This window comes from Paenibacillus plantarum, from assembly GCF_013141695.1.
In the GTDB taxonomy this organism is placed as follows: domain Bacteria; phylum Bacillota; class Bacilli; order Paenibacillales; family NBRC-103111; genus Paenibacillus_E; species Paenibacillus_E plantarum.
The window spans coordinates 37973-56403 of the sequence record NZ_WHNY01000019.1; the positions used below are offsets into that span (position 1 = coordinate 37973).

14 protein-coding genes and 1 pseudogene are annotated in these 18431 nt (G+C 44.5%); all 15 read right to left on the bottom strand.

From position 1 onward, the window contains the following. Window positions 1-149 precede the first annotated feature (149 nt). The 15 genes and pseudogenes from GC096_RS06235 to GC096_RS06305 all read right to left on the bottom strand — a co-directional run bounded on the left by GC096_RS06235 (window position 150) and on the right by GC096_RS06305 (window position 18425). Window positions 150-1502, bottom strand: a complete 1353-nt coding sequence (locus GC096_RS06235) for a hypothetical protein (protein WP_171629393.1) — start codon at window positions 1500-1502, stop codon at window positions 150-152. Between the two features lie 22 nt (window positions 1503-1524). Beyond that, window positions 1525-3099, bottom strand: coding sequence for an ABC transporter substrate-binding protein (locus GC096_RS06240; protein WP_171629394.1), 1575 nt, complete (start codon window positions 3097-3099; stop codon window positions 1525-1527). A 78-nt stretch (window positions 3100-3177) separates the two neighbouring features. Further along, entirely contained in the window at window positions 3178-4089 is a 912-nt protein-coding gene (locus GC096_RS06245; protein ID WP_171629395.1) for a carbohydrate ABC transporter permease, read from the bottom strand. A 24-nt stretch (window positions 4090-4113) separates the two neighbouring features. Then, window positions 4114-5088, bottom strand: a complete 975-nt coding sequence (locus tag GC096_RS06250; protein WP_312886202.1) for an ABC transporter permease — start codon at window positions 5086-5088, stop codon at window positions 4114-4116. Window positions 5089-5898: 810 nt separating this feature from the next. Then, window positions 5899-7740: a sensor histidine kinase gene (locus tag GC096_RS06255; RefSeq protein ID WP_171629396.1), complete on the bottom strand. Its 1842-nt coding sequence runs from the start codon at window positions 7738-7740 to the stop codon at window positions 5899-5901. Then, window positions 7628-9268, bottom strand: coding sequence for a response regulator transcription factor (locus tag GC096_RS06260; RefSeq protein ID WP_171629397.1), 1641 nt, complete (start codon window positions 9266-9268; stop codon window positions 7628-7630). The genes GC096_RS06255 and GC096_RS06260 overlap by 113 nt, the downstream gene beginning before the upstream one ends. A gap of 179 nt (window positions 9269-9447) precedes the next feature. Further along, entirely contained in the window at window positions 9448-10911 is a 1464-nt protein-coding gene (locus GC096_RS06265) for an RICIN domain-containing protein (protein WP_312886203.1), read from the bottom strand. A 281-nt stretch (window positions 10912-11192) separates the two neighbouring features. Beyond that, entirely contained in the window at window positions 11193-12440 is a 1248-nt protein-coding gene (locus tag GC096_RS06270) for an MFS transporter (RefSeq protein ID WP_171629399.1), read from the bottom strand. 17 nt (window positions 12441-12457) lie between these two features. Beyond that, window positions 12458-12883 carry a MerR family transcriptional regulator gene (locus tag GC096_RS06275; RefSeq protein ID WP_171629400.1) on the bottom strand — a complete coding sequence of 142 codons (426 nt, stop codon included), beginning with the start codon at window positions 12881-12883 and terminating at the stop codon, window positions 12458-12460. 385 nt (window positions 12884-13268) lie between these two features. Continuing rightward, window positions 13269-13892: pseudogene (locus GC096_RS06280) on the bottom strand (YfbR-like 5'-deoxynucleotidase); the annotation flags it as partial. A 186-nt stretch (window positions 13893-14078) separates the two neighbouring features. Continuing rightward, window positions 14079-14942, bottom strand: coding sequence for a PhnE/PtxC family ABC transporter permease (locus GC096_RS06285; protein WP_376769475.1), 864 nt, complete (start codon window positions 14940-14942; stop codon window positions 14079-14081). Next, on the bottom strand, window positions 14943-15728 hold the full coding sequence (locus tag GC096_RS06290; RefSeq protein WP_171629402.1) for a PhnE/PtxC family ABC transporter permease: 786 nt from the start codon (window positions 15726-15728) through the stop codon (window positions 14943-14945). It lies immediately after the preceding gene. Next, a complete protein-coding gene (phnC, locus tag GC096_RS06295; RefSeq protein ID WP_171629403.1) occupies window positions 15718-16506 on the bottom strand; it encodes a phosphonate ABC transporter ATP-binding protein in 789 nt (262 codons plus the stop codon). Before phnC ends, GC096_RS06290 begins: the two co-directional genes overlap by 11 nt. A 45-nt stretch (window positions 16507-16551) precedes the next feature. After that, a complete protein-coding gene (locus tag GC096_RS06300) occupies window positions 16552-17610 on the bottom strand; it encodes a PhnD/SsuA/transferrin family substrate-binding protein (protein ID WP_171629404.1) in 1059 nt (352 codons plus the stop codon). A gap of 101 nt (window positions 17611-17711) precedes the next feature. Further along, on the bottom strand, window positions 17712-18425 hold the full coding sequence (locus tag GC096_RS06305; protein WP_171629405.1) for a phosphonate C-P lyase system protein PhnL: 714 nt from the start codon (window positions 18423-18425) through the stop codon (window positions 17712-17714). Between the last annotated feature and the right edge of the window lie 6 nt (window positions 18426-18431).

Sequence of the window (18431 nt, forward strand, 5' to 3'; positions counted from 1 at the left end):
CAAATGAGCAGAAAAACCCCAGAATTAACTGTAGGAAATCCATCTATTCGTGCCTAGCAATGATGACATACGGCTAATTTCACGCTCCATCAGACAGGAAAAAAAGGAACCTCGCAAACGCGAGGCCCCTCCTTCAGTTCCACCATTATCTACATCTTTTTCCGGAGCACTAACCGAATCGTTCGTTTCTCTCCAGTCAGATTAAAGCGCAGAAACACTAATTCATCTTTAATCACTTTCAATTCCACATCGCTTGAGCAACTTTCAATTTCATAGTCACTTAGCTCTTCGTCCCAATACGTTAGACCGAACGGGATCGGCTTCCAGTTCCCAATCTCGTAAACGAGCTCGATGCGTTCGCTCGTCTTCTCGTACGTCGTTATAAATAACGGTGGAATCTTCTCCTCAAATTCGTCTTGCATATCCCACTGACCGACATAATTGCGGACAAGCCGCGGTTTGCATTCCCCTTTGACGAATACCATCTGACACTGATTGTCATAGAAGAAGAACGTATCCGGCCAAGGCCCTGCAGCAACACCACCAAGCGTCATCGTGTAGTCATTCACTTCGGGACGAATGGGTTTATCTTTTGTCAACATATAAGACGGGGCAGTGATTTGATTACGCTCATGATACGTCGCCAACGCCTTCGGCAAAGTGGTAAGTGTTACACCACACTGCGCAACATAGGCAAAGAATCGGTCCAACATCCCTTCGCAAGCCTCAACATGTGAAGCTGGAAACACTTGAAAGCGATCACTGAACTCCATTTCATGTGCCTCTTGCTGTTGCAGAAAGAACACCTGCTCATTGTGATCCGTATTGGCCAAATATTCATCAAACAGCATTTGCCAATACGTGATTTCTTCCCCGGTACATAGACCTGCACGCAACACATCATTAGGGTCCGTCGAGTAAATAACAGGACTTCCTGTATGGTAGGACAAATGCAGATCCCGGGCTGTCCATTCACATGCCACGACTTTGCCTTTGCCTGCATGTGGAATCTTATAGCGATGGCTATCCACATACCAGGATCCCCAAGGGATCCCTTTATGTGTTATACCATCCCACCACACTTGCTCCCAGCAATAGCCCCACATGCCCTGAAAGTCCAGCTCCTCGAGCACTTCAATCACTTCATTGTAAATCTTTCCTCTGCCTGCAATCTTCGTTGTTGCCCAAGGAAAGGCTTCCTTCACAAGATTCCAATCGGCTTCCAGACGCGCTTTCAATGCATCCTTCGACATCCCCATATCTTCCATAAAGAAAGGGCATTGCAGAATGATATCGTCGCCATAAGCCTCATGCCACTGCCGAATTTGCTCACCCAGTACGGGTATTGAGCCTCGGTTGACGATCCATGTCACGGGTATCCCATGTGCATGGGCTAATCTTGCTGTTCGCTCCACACCTTCGACTGCGGTTCCATGTCCCCAAGGCGTATCGTAGTGGGAAGCATAGCTGACGAAGGTGTATATGAGGTTCTGGGGTTTCAACGTTAATCACCTCTAGCTCTTCCTATTTTTTGTTCTCTTTCCACCATGCATCGATTTGCTTCTGAAGCTCTCCACTCACTTTTTCAAGTCCTGCTGCTTTCAGCTTCGTGTTACGCTCATCTATCAATTTCGAAGGATTCGGAACTGCCCCTGTAGCAATAACTTTGTACTCATTAACAATCGTCGTTAATTGCGCAATCTCGTTTTTCACATTTGTGTCATCAAATACAAACCCAATCAATGGGAAGCGCTTCGCATCATTGTTGAATTTTTTCCAGCTATCGTACAGATCATCTGGTTGACCTGGTTTCATGTAGTTCAAGAATTGGTTACCCAGTACCCAGAATACTTGGCTGTCATAGCCAGAATCTTTGATTGGCTCAATGCGGTTTGGACCCACTTTTTTATAGTGTTTGCCTTCAATACCATTAACAAGAAGGTTGATTACGTAAGGATCCGTATGAAGGTAGTTAAGAACCATCATCGCTCTCTCTGGGTTTTTTGATGTTCTGGAAATCGACAACATGGAACCTGTTGCCAAATCCGTCGTTACGATTGGCTCCTCAATAACGCGGGAAACCCAGTCATACGCGCCGTTGTCGGCAATCTTTAACTCGATATCTGAACCAGGTTTCCATACCGTGGATTGCACCCAAATCTTACCTTGCTTACGGATCTCCCCAATATTTGTCGTTACCGTAGCTGCATCCGCATTGGTGTACCCTTTTTCATAATATTTTCGGTACGTTTCTGCATCGGCTTTATTCAAATCAACAATATCTTGATCCAGCACAGTTTTGACTTTCATATCCGTTGACTTGTAATCCAAGAAGAACGTCGGCATTTTGGCAGGAGTTGGTCCGATCGGTCGATAATTCGATTTGGATTCATACATCATGAAGCTCGAACCATTAGCAGTCCCGCCAGCGACATAGTTATTGATAATGTCCGGATTATCTTTTTTAATTTTTTCGAAATACGGCTCCAAGTCTTCTACCTTATTGATCTTATCGATCGGAATTTGATACTTATCAATGATATCCTTACGGAATGTCCAGGCTTTCCCCTGTGTAATTTCTTTATCCGTTGGAATCGCATACAACTTACCTTTATAGCGTGGTGCTTCTAAATATAGCGGGTGAAGCATTTTTTTGGTTTCTGGTGCAAATTTATCGAGCAGCGTATCGAGATCCAAGAAGGCACCCTTCGTCACATTCGCTGAGAAATCCAGCCATGAAGCTGTGAATACGAGATCCATTTTCTCACCCGTATTCATCATCAACTCTGTTTTCTTCTTATAGTCTGCTGAAGCAATTGGCTGCAGGGAAACTGTCGTATTAATTTTTTCTTTCAAATATTTATTCAGTTCTTCCTGTACGAGCGCATCGTCCTTCATCGGTTTGGCTTGATAAAGGAGAGAAACATCATAAGGCTCCAATGTTGCTTTCGGACTAACTGGAGCTGCTGCACTAGCAGCAGTCGCTGCTGGGCTTGCAGATGTACTTACTTTGTTATCACTGGAACACGCTGGCAGTACTGCGGTTAATCCTAGCGCTAGCGCCATCGGAGCTAGCATAACTGATTTTCTACGTTTCATTGTGGACCCTCCTGTAATGAATATTATAAGAAACGGCTGATGAAAGCGAGTAGCAATCCGCAGCCGGTGTTACTGTGATCAACCTTTGACTGCACCGACGGTTAAGCCTTTGACGAAATATTTTTGAAAGAATGGGTAGACAATCAATATGGGTCCCATAGCAATAAAAGCTAAGGCCATTTGCAGTGACTCATTGGGCAAATTCTTAAGCAACTCTGGATTCTGAGCGGCTATCGTCAGATTCTCGCGGATATACTGAACATCCTTCAGCACACGCAACATGAGGAACTGTATGGGATACATATGCTCCTTATTGATGAAGAGCAAGGCATTGAACCAATCGTTCCAATAATTAATCGTTGAGAATAAGGCCATCGTCGCGAGCACTGGCAACGATAAGGGAAGTACAATGCGTAAGAAGATACGCAGCTCACCTGCTCCATCAATTCGGGCAGATTCGATCAATGCGGGATGGATCGTTGACTGGAAAAATGTGCGCATAATAATCACATTGAACGGAACGATTAAGAGCGGTAGAATCAAGGCCATATAAGAGTCTTTCAGATGAAGCGTCTGGGTGTAAATCATATAACGACTCACTATTCCACCATTAAATAACATCGTGAAGAAGAGAAAGAAAGTAAACACGTTACGATATGGATAATCCTTGCGAGATAAGGGATACGCGTATAAAGCCATCAGTAAGACACTTAATAGGGTGCCTACGACGGTAATCCCAATAGAAACTTTGTAAGCATTTGCCATCGTCGTAAAATCTTTGAATACAGTCTGATAAGCAATCAACGACCATTTCGAAGGGAAAAAGCTGTATCCTTCATTGATCAAAGAATCACTATGTGTGACGGATACAATGATGACGAGAATGACAGGTAGTAGGCAGGCAAGCGATAATAAGATGAAAATGACATTAAGTATCGTCTCAGCCAGTGGGGAAATTCGATTTTCCCTGCGATACGATTTGGAGACCATCAGGTTCACTTCCTATCCAATCAATTAGAATAAAGCTTGATCCGAATTTATTCGACGGACTGCTCCATTCGTCAGAAATACCATAATGAAGCCTAGAACCGACTGTACCATAGCTGCTGCGGAGGACATGCCGATATCATTCAGTTGCGTCAAAACACGGTACACATACGTATCTACGGTATCGGTAGCTGGATATAAGACACCAGAATCTAACGGTACTTGGTAAAATAGTCCAAAGTCTGAATTGAACACATGTCCCATATTCAGAATTGTAATGATAATGATAATAGGCATAATCGAAGGTAGTGTGATATGCATCATCTGCTTCCACTTCGAGGCTCCGTCAATGACTGCTGCCTCATAATACTCAGTATCAATGCCGGCGATCGCTGCGATGTAGATGACGGCACCGATACCTACGCCTTTCCAAGCGCTGACCACTGTGAGTATAAAGGGCCAATATTCCTTCTCCATATACCAGGACACCGGTGCTTTGCCAAACCATTCTAAAACCGTGGAATTAATGAAGCCATGTGTTGGGTGCAGGAACGCATAAACAAGATAACTAATGACGATCATGGATAAAAAATGGGGCATAATCAGAAAACTTTGATAGCTCTTGACCGCTATTCGGCTCCGGAGCTCATTGAGTGCCAAGGCAATAGCCACGGATAAGATCAAATTCACAATCATAAACGTCATGCTGTAGCCTACCGTATTCCTCACAATTCTCCACAAAGATCCATTATTGAATAAAAATGTGAAATTATCGAAGCCAATCCAAGGACTCCCCCAAATACCATCGACATAGTTGATTTTCTTGAAGGCAATGAATAGCCCGAACATCGGTAAATAATTATTTAGCAATAGCACGAGGGCTGCAGGTACTAGCATCAATGTCAGCGTTCTGAATTGCCAGAAGTTACGCCAAAACTTAACTCCCTTTGCGCGGTATCGTGTCTGCCCTGCCTCTCGTGCAGGTGCGGCTGTCTCTCTCACTGCGTCCACTCCTTTCTCTGTTAAATTAAGTATAGAATACGGGATCCCTTATTTCGATGATGTATCCGCATAAGAACGTGATGAATACTCAGCAAGTACATGTATGGAATAATCACCACTGTCACTTGTAAAATACGGCTGCGCCGCGACTCCTGGTACGCTGTCCAAAACTGAGAATAGGCGGCATGCACCCCCGGTCGACGAGATACTTCTCTTGCGCACAATATTTGTGCGCTAGCATGAGACGGTCGACCGGGATGTTTCCCTTGCGCACAATATTTGTGCACTAGCGTGCGACGGCCGACCGGACGCTTCCCTTGCGCACAATATTTGTGCGCTAGCGTGCGACGGCCGGCCGGTCGCGTCTCTTGCGCACAATATTTGTGCGCTAGCACGCGACGGTCGACGGAGATACTTCCCTTGCGCACAGTATTTGTGCGCTAGCACGCGACAGTCGACGAGATACTTCTCTTGCGCACAATATTTGTGCGCTAGCATGCGAGGGTCGACGGGATATTTCCCTTGCGCACAATATTTGTGCGCTAGCGTGCGATGGTCGACCGGATGCTTCCCTTGCGCACAATATTTGTGCGCTAGCGTGCGACGGCCGACCGGACGCTTCCCTTGCGCACAATATTTGTGCGCTAGCGTGCGACGGCCGACCAGGACACTTCCCTTGCGCACAATATTTGTGCGCTAGCGTGCGAGGGCCGACGGGATATTTCTCTTGCGCAGAAGGGAATTCTGTTTTATGCATTTTACTTTTAAAAAAACAAAAAATCCGGCCACAGGCCGGATCATTTCCTCACGTTATTCACTTGGATGAATCGGAATCACAATCGTAGCGATGAGCCCGCCGCCGTCCCGCAGACGGTAGCTTAACCCATAGCTATCGCCATAATGCAGCTGTATGCGTTGGTGAACATTGCGAATGCCATAGCCTTTGTCGTCTATGTCCCCGCTGACAATCATGCGAAGCTTATCGAGATTCACCGGAATAAATCCATTGTCCTCAACAAGGATATGAATCTCATCTTCGAGTCGCTTCAATCGAACCCACAGATGGCCTTCCCCATCCATGCTCTGAATACCATGAAAAATCGCGTTCTCCACCAACGGTTGGATGGTGACTTTGGGCATTTTGTACACGTCGAGGTCTTCATCAACGTCCCAGAACACTTCGAAGTTACCTGGATAACGCTTCATTTGAAGCCGAATATAAGCACGTACATGCTCCAACTCTTCGCTGATCGGAATCATGCTCTTGCCTTTGCTTAACCCGATGCGCAGCAGCTTCGATAAATCCTTCACCATGCCGCCTACATCGTGATTGCCGCTTTCTAGCGCGTACCAATAGATAGAATCCAACGTGTTGTACAGGAGATGCGGTGTAATTTGGGAATGGAGTGTGTTCAACTCCTGTTCCTTCTGTTTGATTTTCATCCCATAATTCTCTTCAATGGATTCATTCAGCCTGCCCGTCATACGTATAAACGCCGTGTACAATACGCCGAACTCATCCGATCGTGAACGTGATGACGGATCTCCAAAGTCAAAAGGTCTACCCAGCTCATACACACGCGTGAAGGTAACTAATCGAGCCAACGGTTTAATAATATTTCGCAGCAAATACAAGACAAACAGTAACACGAGAACTAAATAGATGGCCAACATCACCATGATTAACTGTTGAAAGCTCGTCTGTTTTCCCATAATGGAATCCAACGGAATTTTATAGATTAAACGCGTATTGAACTTAAACTCATAGGATACAGCGTAGAGATATTTGGACTCCGAATAATAATAGCCATTCGATTTATTGCGAAGGTCATCTGGCAATTCCGACAGCTCCATGTCTGCCGAACCCGACTTCAACAACAGTTCATCCCGGTCATCGAATAAGAAGACCCCTGCATGATCGGGCAGTTGGACCGACACGAGATTTTTGGTTAATAAAACCTCCACTTTGGAAACGGCGAGAAAGCCAATCAATTCATCATATTTTTCCGGATTCAAAATACTACGTGTAAACGTTACCGTTGGCTGTCCTGAACTCGACTTGGCTAGTCGAAGACTTCCAGCCCCCTTCTCTTCTTGTGTCTGTAACGCCCACTCCGGGTAAGTACTGCTGCTATCCAAATAAATAAGCCCCTGCTTTTTATAAAGTGCATTGACTGGAAAAGGTTGATTTCCTCTATTCCCCATATAGATCGCATATTCGGTGCCATCCGATGACCAGCGATCCAGAATCGTATCGGCTTCGCTTAAGGCATTGATACTCTCAATATGCGTCCAAAACGCGAATTGTTTGGGATTGCTGAAAAAATGATTATCCAGAAAAGTAACCGTTTTATCTCGGACCGAAGACAAGGAATTCTCCACCGTTGCGTGATTCTGCTTCACGAGCTGAAGCATCGTTTTCCCAACCTCATCCTTAATCGTAGCGGAGGTTCGTGAGAAGGAGATCCAGCCGACGATTAGAAACGGCCCAATGATGAACAAACAGAATGCCACAATGACTTTATATTGAAGCTTCAGTTTAATTCCCCCTGATCTCTTTACGATAATCGGCCGGAGAGGTTCCGATGAACCGTTTGAACATTCGGCTAAAATGCTCCGGCGACTGATATCCCACTTGATACGAAATTTCATACCGCTTCAAATCCGTTACGGCAAGCAAACGCTTCGCTTCCTCGATCCGTACCTCGGAGACGAAGTCCCAAACGTTTTGATTGGTTTCCCTTTTAAACAAATAACTTACATAGGCCGCACTGAAATGAACCTCACCTGCAATATCCTGAATCTTCAGCTCATGGTTGCCATAATGATTGTAGATGTACGCCGTTATGCGGGATACAACCGTCTGATCCCTCTCACTAATACAGGCACGTATCACATCAGAGAGCCCTTGAACATACTCCTCAAGACAAGCTACTTTTCGACTGATTTCCATCCCTCTAAAATAAACATCCGGATCATACTGGCGGAAGGAACTGCTTGATTCTTGTCCATTATCAAAGAGCAACCCATACAACCGGTACACCAATAATCCGAAGCAACTATGAAACAAACCTTCTGAATGCAACAAGTTAGCCAGTATTTTCACAGCAGATTGCAGCTCCTGAGCCAGCTTAGCCTCGTCCACCGTCTTCATGTGGAGCACGATCTCTTCAACCTTGGCTGCCCATTCCATCATTCGCATATTGCCTAAAGCCGACATATCTTCATAATAAAGTACATTATTATCGGGGTGCAGCTTGCGCCATTCAATGGCCGCATTCGCCTCTTCCATCAGCTTTGGCAGCATCGACAAATCCGGGTTAAGTGTACTCATTCCGACGGTGACGTCCACATTCAAATATTGCTTCAGATTAATAATGATCGTTTGACCGATCAGATTCAGTTGCGAATTCATCGGCAGCCGCGTGTCCACGTTATCGGAAGCTTCCAATTGGATCACACAAACAAGCTGATTGCCGAATCCGTAAAAGGCGACACCACACCAATCCGATAGACTTTCTTCCAATATATTCACCGATGCATATTTCAAAAGCTTTCGGTCCATCAATGTAATGTCTTGATTACTAAACCCGCCCTTGCTCAGGTTCAAATGAACGGCGGCGATCCCATACCAATAGCCTTGCTCCTTGAGTGAACTGCCGATTTCACGAAGCAGATCTTCATAATCTTTCTCCTGCAAATCGGTTTCCGTTACCAATTCGATGAGCGCTTCGTGCCTCTTTTTGAGCAAATGGCCGTCTTGACTACGATCCGCTTCTGGTCGCTGCAGCGTCAGTCTGCCCATTTCCTTCTTCTCTTGGAGCGCCTTGCCGACCACTCGCATCAGTTCATCCAGCTCTACAGGCTTGATTAAATAATCCTTAGCACCTAATCGGAGTGCTCTCTTGGCAAAATCAAACTTCTCATGGGCTGAAATGACGATAACCGGAAGATGCGGTTGCTCGAGAAGAATCGCTTCCATCAGTTCGATGCCATTCATCATCCCCATCTGTATGTCCGTCAATACGAGATCATAGGTGTCCATGCGTAAGCAATCCAACGCCTCGAACCCGTTCAGCGCTGTTTCCACATGCTCAATTCCTAGCTCTGATCTCATCAAATAACTTTTAATCCCCGCACTAACTGTCGGTTCATCATCCACGACCAGAATTTTATACATCGCCGGTTCCCCCCTGTAAGACAACCTAGTGCCAACTATGCGCTATGATACCATGTTAGCCTTCGGCTACTGCACTGTCTATGATAATTTCAGGGAAGAACGTGATCAATTCTATGACGATTATGTAAGAAAAAAAAAGCGAGGCCTGGAATCGCTCCATACCTCGCTTCACACTTCAATTAATTAATCGTCCACTGCTGATTATTGCCGCCGTTCCACGTATATTGGATGTTCTGTCCGCCATCTGCAGTTGAGCTGCCACTGATATCCATAAATTTACGGCTATTGCGATTCTCGATGGCATAATAGCCAGTTCCTAGATCAACCAGCAGCCATTCTTGATTCTTTCCGCCATTGCTAGCATACTGAATGTTCGTTGCACCATCCGCCGTGGATTGTCCGTTGATATCCATATATTTGCCGCTTTGTTTGTTGATAATACTGTAGTAACCATTCGCTTTCTTCACGAATTGCCATCTCTGGAACAGCGCTGTCGTATCCGTAAACTGCTGAATCGGCGCTGCACTGAGCGTTTTATCCGACCCGCTAACAGCTAGTGACTTATTGCTATTTCGATTGAGTATCTTATAATTCGTAGTTGAATTAATGCTGTAATTCGATCCCGAAATCGTCCCCGTCGCCGTATCTATCGTTAATTTGTCATAATACGTAAGGCTCATAGACGTATTCGACGGGAACGATATCGGCAGGAATACGTACCTCGAGTCATTCACAATGCCTCCCCATGCACCTGCCCATCGATCCCCAATATAAAGATAGGATGTTGTGGAAGTACCTTGAACAGGAACAATATAAGCTGGCTGAGAATCAAAGGAAGTACCGTCTCCGACGTTGCTAAGCGCACTCCATGTCCCTGAGATGCTAGTAGCTGTCCCATATTTCATCTGATTCGGCGCCCAGCCGGTTGCTCCCGAGGTCACGAGGAAGTAGACGCCATTCCTTTTGAACATAGCAGCTGCTTCACGTTGAGAACCTACCCAAACCTTCTGAACCAAGGAGGCAATGGATCGGTAATCGGAAGAAAGCTTATAAATATGCGTATCTAAATTTTCTCTGGCAGATGAAATGAAGTAGGCGGATCCATCGTCATCCACGAACAAGGTATCATCACGAGACATGTACTGACCCTGTGGTTGGAAGCTGCCCTGCCAGGTGTAGTTGCCATCAACGGTTGAAGAGTAAGCAACTGCTGCTCTTGCTTCGCTGTAATCAACCCCATTTTCTTTGTGCATCCACATAACGAATTGACCTGTAGAGGCATTGTAAATGACTTTAGGCCGCTCAATATTCGCAGTCGCAAGTTCTGGATCAGACGAATGTTTGAGTACATTGTTGCGGAATTCCCATGTTTTGAGATCCGTAGAGCGGTAACAAGCGACTAAGTTATCTCCGCTTCTATTTTCGCCAAACCAGTAGTAATAAGTTCCTACTTTAATGATACCTCCGCCATGCGCTTGCAAAAGATTTCCTGCACTATCCTTTATTTGAACGCCATTACTTGGAATGGTAACGCTTGCAGCTTCTGCCTTTTGTGTGGTCAAAAACAATGACAGGAATAGCGTAACTATCAATCCTACAATGAACAACTTACCTACCAATTTTTCATTTGAATGAACGTACACGGCTCTCATCCTTTCGTTCTAAACTGAGACAAGCGGTACTTCAATCCTACTGAGACATCCCTCTGTCAGCTTTATGTTCACCCCCATTCCATATCCAACTGAGGCTAATGTTAGAAGATTCATGGGCTGATTCATAGTGAATTATCACAAGTTCTATGAACAATTCAAACAATGGGATTCCCCACTTTCGCCACATTCCTGAACTTTTTGCATGTCCACCCCGTGAAATTGTCTTGAACCCAAAAAAAGAGCCTCGCTGGTTAGCGGGCTCTTCGAATATGTTAATGTGCGCTCTCGACTTCATCCACGTGTTTCAAATGCTGACGATTCAACCAAAGATAGATAACCGCGACAACAACACATGCACCGCCGACAATAAACGGCATATGCGGGTTGAACCATTCAGCCAGTTTACCTGCTAGGAATGGGGCGATGGCGCCTCCGATGAAACGCAAGAAGCTATAGGCTGCAGAAGCCGTTGGTCGTTCGACGGGCGCTGCATTCATGACTGCGGTCGTGATTAAGGTATTATTGTTTCCTAAGAAAGCACCCGCGACGATAACTGCGATGATAATGACGGTTTTGTCCGTTGTCCAATTGGCCATCACGAATAAGGTAACAGCGAACAATAGTAATTGAACACACATGGAAGGCACAGTTCCAAAACGTTTCTGCAGTTTCGGCGCCGTAAAGACAGAGGTAAAGGCAAGCATAAGTCCCCAGCCTAAGAAGACGTAACCGAGTTGATGCTCATCCAATCCTAACTTGCCCAAGACTAGTGCGGCATATACAAGCAAGGTGAAGAACCCGAAGTTATAAAGAAAAGCTGCGATTCCGAATGTACGAAGTGCTTTGAATTTCAAGGCGCGGAATGGATCGGCCAATGAAGCTTTTTGGGGACGAATTTGGGTTTGCGGTTTAGGCATAATAAATAGAATCATGAAGAAAGCAATGACCATGAGACCAGCTACGCCGAAGAATGGACCTCTCCAAGAGATAGCTCCCAGCTCTCCCCCCAACAGAGGGCCTACGGAAATCCCTAGACCAACAGCTACTTCGAACAAAATAATGGAACGTGCAACGCCTGTTTTGGACAAAGATACAATCGCGGACAACGCGGTTGCGACGAATAGCGCGTTACCGAGCCCCCATCCTCCACGTAACCAAACAAGACTCCAAATACTATTTGACATACCACCCAATGCCGAGAAGAGAGCAATGATGATGATGCCAGCGAGCAGCGTTTTTTTGATGCCCAGTCGGGACGAGACGACGCCTGTGATCAGCATGGCTACAGCCATGACGGCGTTATAACTCGTGAATAATAAGGTAACATCACTATGGGAAGCATGGAGCTTCTTAGCGATAGCGGGCAATATCGGGTCGACAAGACCGAGACCCATGAAAGCGATAATACTGGCGAAAACGACCGCCCATACCGCTTTCGGTTGACTAAACATACTGACTTTTTGCGTATTCTGTTGCGGATGTGAGGCCGTATTGGCCTTACTCGTAGCTGTAGGTTGCATATTACGAAAGACTCCTTTTATGTTGACATTTTAGTGATACCATCGTTGATTCGTTTCTGAATGTGCTCCATTTCCTTACGAAATTCAGTCATTTTGTTGAGCTTCTGATCCACCATATCTAGCTGTTGGTCAACCATGATCTTCATTTCTTTCAGCTGCTGCAGCTTTTGCTCAGCTTCCCCCGTTTTTAAATACACTTCTTTTTGCTCGTCCATTTTCTCGCGAATCGCTACGAAATCCTGAATCTCCATAAGTGAAAATCCGAGGACATCTCTGGCATTTACGATTTGACTCAATCTTTCGATATGCTTACGTGTGTATAAGCGCATGCCGCCTTCACTTCGTTCTGGTGGAAATAATACTCCAATTTCCTCATAGTATCGAATCGTTCGCTTCGTCAATCCGCTCTCTTTGGCTACATCATCAATTTTGAATTTATCCATGTATACACTCCCATCCACATCGATTTCTATCGCGATGTGATTATCATAATCCTAATAAACGTTAACGTCAACGTTAACTTTTGAAGAAGAAATGTGCATCGCCCAATTACCAGGTTTAGTATGTACAACTTATCGCTTTCTATGTCGATTAGGCTTCAAGCTGCTGGAAATAAGTGATGACGAATTGACGGAACCGCCGCGGGTATTCCCCTTCTAATTGCCTGCGGACAGAACAAAAATAAGCATGTTTCATCAATGATCTCATTGATCGAACATGCTTTTTCCTTACGTATGTTCATGATTGATACACTTCATTCACTGCCATCGTGGCTACTGTACGATTTCCTGCCCTATATCCCAATCTTCCTGCCTCGATTTGTACGTCAGCCAACGCCTCTTCCGTTATCCTTTTGATGTCAACAAGTGAAACCATCTCATCATTGACCATATCGGGGAGAATGTTAGTTAAGAAATAGTCTACACAGAATAAATCAATGTTTTTAATTTTAATTAACGCATTTCGATACATCGTAACGAATTCTTTCTCTGTATTTCCCTTTTGTATCTCAGCAAAAGCCTCGTACACTTGATCCATTTTATCCGCAACTTCCAAAATGAGTCCTTCGATTGAACCATCTTTACCTTCTTGCAGTTGTTTATGGAATGTCTCTTTAAACTCAGCGGGAATATGTTCCTCAATGAAGTTATAGACCATTCCTTCTTCTACTTGTTGGATCAATAATCGGAGTTCAAGTGACGCATGTTTGACAGGCGTTTTGATATCTCCAATGAAGATTTCACCATAATCATGACTGCTGGTGATTTCATAAAGCTTTTTCCAGTTAATTATTGCACCATTTTTCTCTTCGATATCCGCTAGTGTTTTGGCATACTGAATAACTTTCCATGAATGAGCCGCCACACTATGTTCTTCAAACTTGAACTTCCCTGGACATCGAATGATTCTCTCTAGCTCATTTAAAGACCTAAAATAAGTATGAATGCCCATAGTTGTAATCTCCCTGTTTGTATATTCGGGTCCCTCTTTATACTATACAAGCTACCTGTTAAATGGGGATTAAAACTACGTCATACTATTGTTAACAATAAAAGCTGCCACCCGGTTAAGAACACCGAACGACAGCTGTTAATTACTTTCGATTCCTATTTCCCCGCAAGCTTCATGCATGAACCATTAACTTCTTAATTTCTTCTTGATTCTCGAGGCAATGATTTCAATCAGGATCGCAAAAGCGAGAATAAAATACGTAATGGCCCCAATTTCTCGTACATCATAATAAAAGGAACTCGCCATGAACATATCATAACCAATACCACCCGCACCTGCTGCTGCACCCATCGCTACTGCAACTGCAAAATTGATCTCAAATCTCATGAAGGTCCATGATATTAAATAGTTGACTGAGGAAGGAATCACGGCTTGAAAAACAATTTGCCACCAATTAGCGCCACTTGCTTTCAAGGCTTCAATCGTCCCCTTATCCAGTTCCTCGAATGATTCCGAATAGGCTTTGACCAAGTAGCTGATAGAATGAAACGTCATGCCAATCACGGCCGCCACACTTCCAAGACCTGCTGCAATGGCAAAAATCAACACCCATAATACCGTTGGAACTGCTCGAATGAAAGCCACAACACCTTTAATGACGAGCGACACCTTCGGATTGCTTAGATTTGAGGCAGCCAACAAGCCTAGAAATAGCGCGATAACGGCACCAAACAGAGTTGTTAGAAATGCTAGTCCTAGTGTAATCGTGATTTGCTGAAGTGCCTCAATAAACGTAAAGTGATGAAGACTTGGTTGAAAAAACATCGTCTTAATCGTCAGCGCTGTTTGAGAAATGGCTTGCAACATTTGAATATCCTTGTAATCAAATGTAATAAATCCATAGATCGTCAATCCGACCAATCCCAATAACGTTAATCGAATCACCCAGGCTTGCTTATTAAACGGTATAGTCCCCCTGCGTTTCCGAAGAACTTTAAACCGTTCCATATCCGTGTCAGAGACGGCTCTAATGGCTTCCTGAAGTCCCATTTACAAAATCACCTTCCTGACGTAATTAGAAACCGATTCTATAAGGAATATCGTAATTACGATGAAAATGACAACCAAAGATGCTGAGCTATAATTTAAGCTTTTGTAGTAGAGATTAAACAGAAAGCCAATGCCCGTTCCTGTCAAAATGCCAATCAAAGTAGCGTGTCGGATGTTCGTTTCTACCATAAACAAGATCCAACTAAGCAATTGAGGCATACTAGAAGGGATAACCGATTGAAAAATAATTGAAAAATAGCTTGCTCCCGTAGCCCTTAAAGCTTCCACAGAACTGTTGCTTACTTCATCAATGGACTCCATAAAGGCACGGGTCAAGAATCCGAACGAACCGAAGAACAGAGCGAAGTACCCCGTTAGCACATTTTGCCCAAAAGAAATCAGTAGAATCATCGACCATGCGGCAACATCAATGTTACGAAATAAGGTAGCTATGGATCGACTTATCCAGCTGAAAATTCCGCCGACACCCGTTGTATGGGAACCAGCTATGGCGAATAACAACGCGAAGATTGCGGCAACGGTAGTTGCAGCTACGGAAACGAGCAACGTTTCAACCAGGCTTGTTGCAATATCGGGAAGCTTTTTTAATGCTTTCTCATTGGGATAAAAATTATTAAAAGCCCATTCCGCTGCCTTCGGTATCGAGGTAAAGCCTTTAATGACATTGTACTCCGTAATGATGATGGCAATCACCGTAATGACCAGCATAATGGCACAGAAGAGCATCGTATTCATCCGTTTGCGGAGAAAGAAATTATCCTGCATAACTGCTCTCCATCTTATCGGCATGTTCCTCAAGCTCTGCACCGTAGATCATAGATAACTGCTGGTGCTTAATGCTTGAAGGAGGACCGTCGTAGACGATCTCCCCCTTGTTCACACCAATAATCCGGTCTGAATACTTAAGCGCTACTTCCACTTGATGAAGGTTAACAATAATGGTAATTCCCATCGTAGATGAAATGTTGCGCAAATGATCCATGATAACTCTGGAGGCATTCGGGTCAAGGGATGCTATCGGTTCATCACAGAGCATTAATTTGGGCTCCTGAACGAGCGCACGCGCGATACCAACACGTTGTCTTTGCCCGCCGCTTAGCTGGTCACATCGCTTATAAGCCTGATCTTCAATGCCAAGAATTTTTAAAACAGCGTACGCATGGTGCTTTTCTTCCTTCGTATACAGCCCGAGAACTCCCTCCAACGTTGACTTATACCCAAGTCTTCCATGAAGAACATTCTCAATCACAGTTAATCTGTTTACTAGATTGTAATGTTGAAATACCATGCCCATCCGTGTACGCAGCCGTTTTAATTCCCTTTTGTTAAAATCCATGATATTGTCCCCGTCAAAAATGATCTCACCGTTGTTGGCGTCAATCATACGGTTCATACAGCGAAGCAGTGTCGACTTCCCTGCACCGGAGGGTCCGATAATCGAAACGAACTCTCCCTCTCTAACTGTAAAATTAACATTTGATAACGCGCACGTACCTATCCCATATTGTTTGGACACCTGCTTGAATTCCAATAACGTTGTCATGGGCGCTCCCTCAATAAGTTATATAAGCCGGCGAAATCATCTTTCTCACTTAGATAGTTCTCTGACTGGATTGAACCACGCATCTTCAACAGGTAGAAATTTTTCTTTGCCCGTCTTTTGCTTGAATAGGCCAGAATCCATTGAATCTTTCGGCAGGAACACCATTGGATTCTTGGTTACAGCTTCTGACGTAAATACATCTCGAAGTTTCTTCTGATCTTCAACACTAATTGTCCCCGTATTGATAGCAAATGGTGAGTTAAGCACCGGTGTCGAAGAAATAATCGTAAACTCTTTGCCAATTAGCGTGTTAAAAGGTTCCGCTGCTCCCTGTTTCACTTTGTACACGGCACCAGCTTTATTCGCTGTTCCCGATTCAAGATCAACATAATTAGCCACACAAGTATCGCAGAAGGCTGCTACATCTGCTTTGCCTGTAAGTAGATTCACAGCAGACCCTTGATGCGAGCCTCCGTACATCACTTCAGTGAAAAACTTATCCTTACCGCCTTGAAGTAAATCATCTGGTGTTAGACTCTTGAATTTGTCTTGTTTGCTGAAATAACTGATAATTCCAGCTGATGGCACTTTAAAACCAGATGTTGAGGAATTGGAAACGAATGAGAACTTCTTGCCAGCTATCGGATCGATACCAAAGCCATTGCTATTTTTATAGGGAGCTTCCTCACCTTTACGTACATTTATCCAACTGAAATAGACCGCATCATCCAATGTCCCTGACTCTCCACTGGGAACAACAAGTGGTTGAACTTTTTTGTTTTTAGCATTGGCTTCCACATAGCCTTGTGGGCCCATATAAGCAACATCCGCACTTCCGTTAGCAATCGCCTCGATCGCAATGATGTAGTCCGTAGTTGTTTTATGCTCAACTTTCTTTCCTGTCGCTGTTTCAATCACTTTCCCTAATTCATCCCGTGCATTTTTCAAATCTGCACCAGACTCATTCGGATACCACACCATCGTGATGGTGTCTTTCGTCTTTACAACCGCAGAAGCTTTTTCTGTTTCTCCCGATTTGGAACCACAACCAGCTACAACCGCAACCAGAGATATTGAAATAATGAGCGACATCATCTTTTTCACTTAAAAGCTCCTCCTGATCATCCCAATCGTATTTTAAGTACAAGCCCAGTATAGTACTCATTTATTTTCAGAATGTTCCGCTAATTTTAAGATGTTGTAAGTTATTTCATTTTCTCTGCTACTGTACATGTACCGTTCCTTATTTGATACTCCCGATCACACAAATTCTCCATAAATTCAAGGTCATGAAAGATACCCAGCATGGTTGTGCCTTGCTTCATCAACTGTTCGATTAGAAGCTTGACCTTCCGTTTCGAGCTGTTATCAAGACTAGCCGTTGGTTCATCGAGAAGCAACAATCGCGGGCGCTTGACCATCGCTCTAGCAATATTTAACCGCAGCTTTTCCCCACCAGAGAAGGTTGCCGGGTAGCTGTCCCATAAACTGTAGTCCAACTCAAAGTGCTCCAGGATCTTTATTGTCTCCACCTCGGCGTAGTCCCTTGGATGCCCCATTTCCACTATGGCATTCTGTACAAGCTCCCTTGCCGTTGTTCGAGGCATCACATTCAGGAACTGGGATACATAGCCGATTTCATGCTTCCGAAGCTCAATGATGCTCCGCTCACTCGCTGCAGCCAAATCGATGGTGCCATACCTCTCCGAGTTATACCAAAGGTGTCCAGCATTAGGCAAATACGTTCGATAAATACATTTAAGGACTGTGGATTTACCACTCCCGCTTTTGCCGGTAATACCGATGAACTCGCCTTCCTTCAGAAACAAATTAACATCTTCCACCGCTGGAATATGCTTATTGAGGTTGTGCAATGTAAACGATTTGGTCAAATGTTCAATTGACAGCAGGTTTTCCATACCCTT

Excerpts from the sequence above, each read along its gene's own strand:
- GC096_RS06255 (WP_171629396.1), bottom strand. The coding sequence starts at position 7,740 with ATGAAATTTCGTATCAAGTGGGATATCAGTCGCCGGAGCATTTTAGCC.
- GC096_RS06245 (WP_171629395.1), bottom strand. The coding sequence starts at position 4,089 with ATGGTCTCCAAATCGTATCGCAGGGAAAATCGAATTTCCCCACTGGCT.
- GC096_RS06285 (WP_376769475.1), bottom strand. The coding sequence starts at position 14,942 with ATGGGACTTCAGGAAGCCATTAGAGCCGTCTCTGACACGGATATGGAA.
- GC096_RS06270 (WP_171629399.1), bottom strand. The coding sequence starts at position 12,440 with ATGCAACCTACAGCTACGAGTAAGGCCAATACGGCCTCACATCCGCAA.
- GC096_RS06260 (WP_171629397.1), bottom strand. The coding sequence starts at position 9,268 with ATGTATAAAATTCTGGTCGTGGATGATGAACCGACAGTTAGTGCGGGG.
- GC096_RS06290 (WP_171629402.1), bottom strand. The coding sequence starts at position 15,728 with ATGCAGGATAATTTCTTTCTCCGCAAACGGATGAATACGATGCTCTTC.
- GC096_RS06275 (WP_171629400.1), bottom strand. The coding sequence starts at position 12,883 with ATGGATAAATTCAAAATTGATGATGTAGCCAAAGAGAGCGGATTGACG.
- phnC (WP_171629403.1), bottom strand. The coding sequence starts at position 16,506 with ATGACAACGTTATTGGAATTCAAGCAGGTGTCCAAACAATATGGGATA.
- GC096_RS06240 (WP_171629394.1), bottom strand. The coding sequence starts at position 3,099 with ATGAAACGTAGAAAATCAGTTATGCTAGCTCCGATGGCGCTAGCGCTA.
- GC096_RS06305 (WP_171629405.1), bottom strand. The coding sequence starts at position 18,425 with ATGGAAAACCTGCTGTCAATTGAACATTTGACCAAATCGTTTACATTG.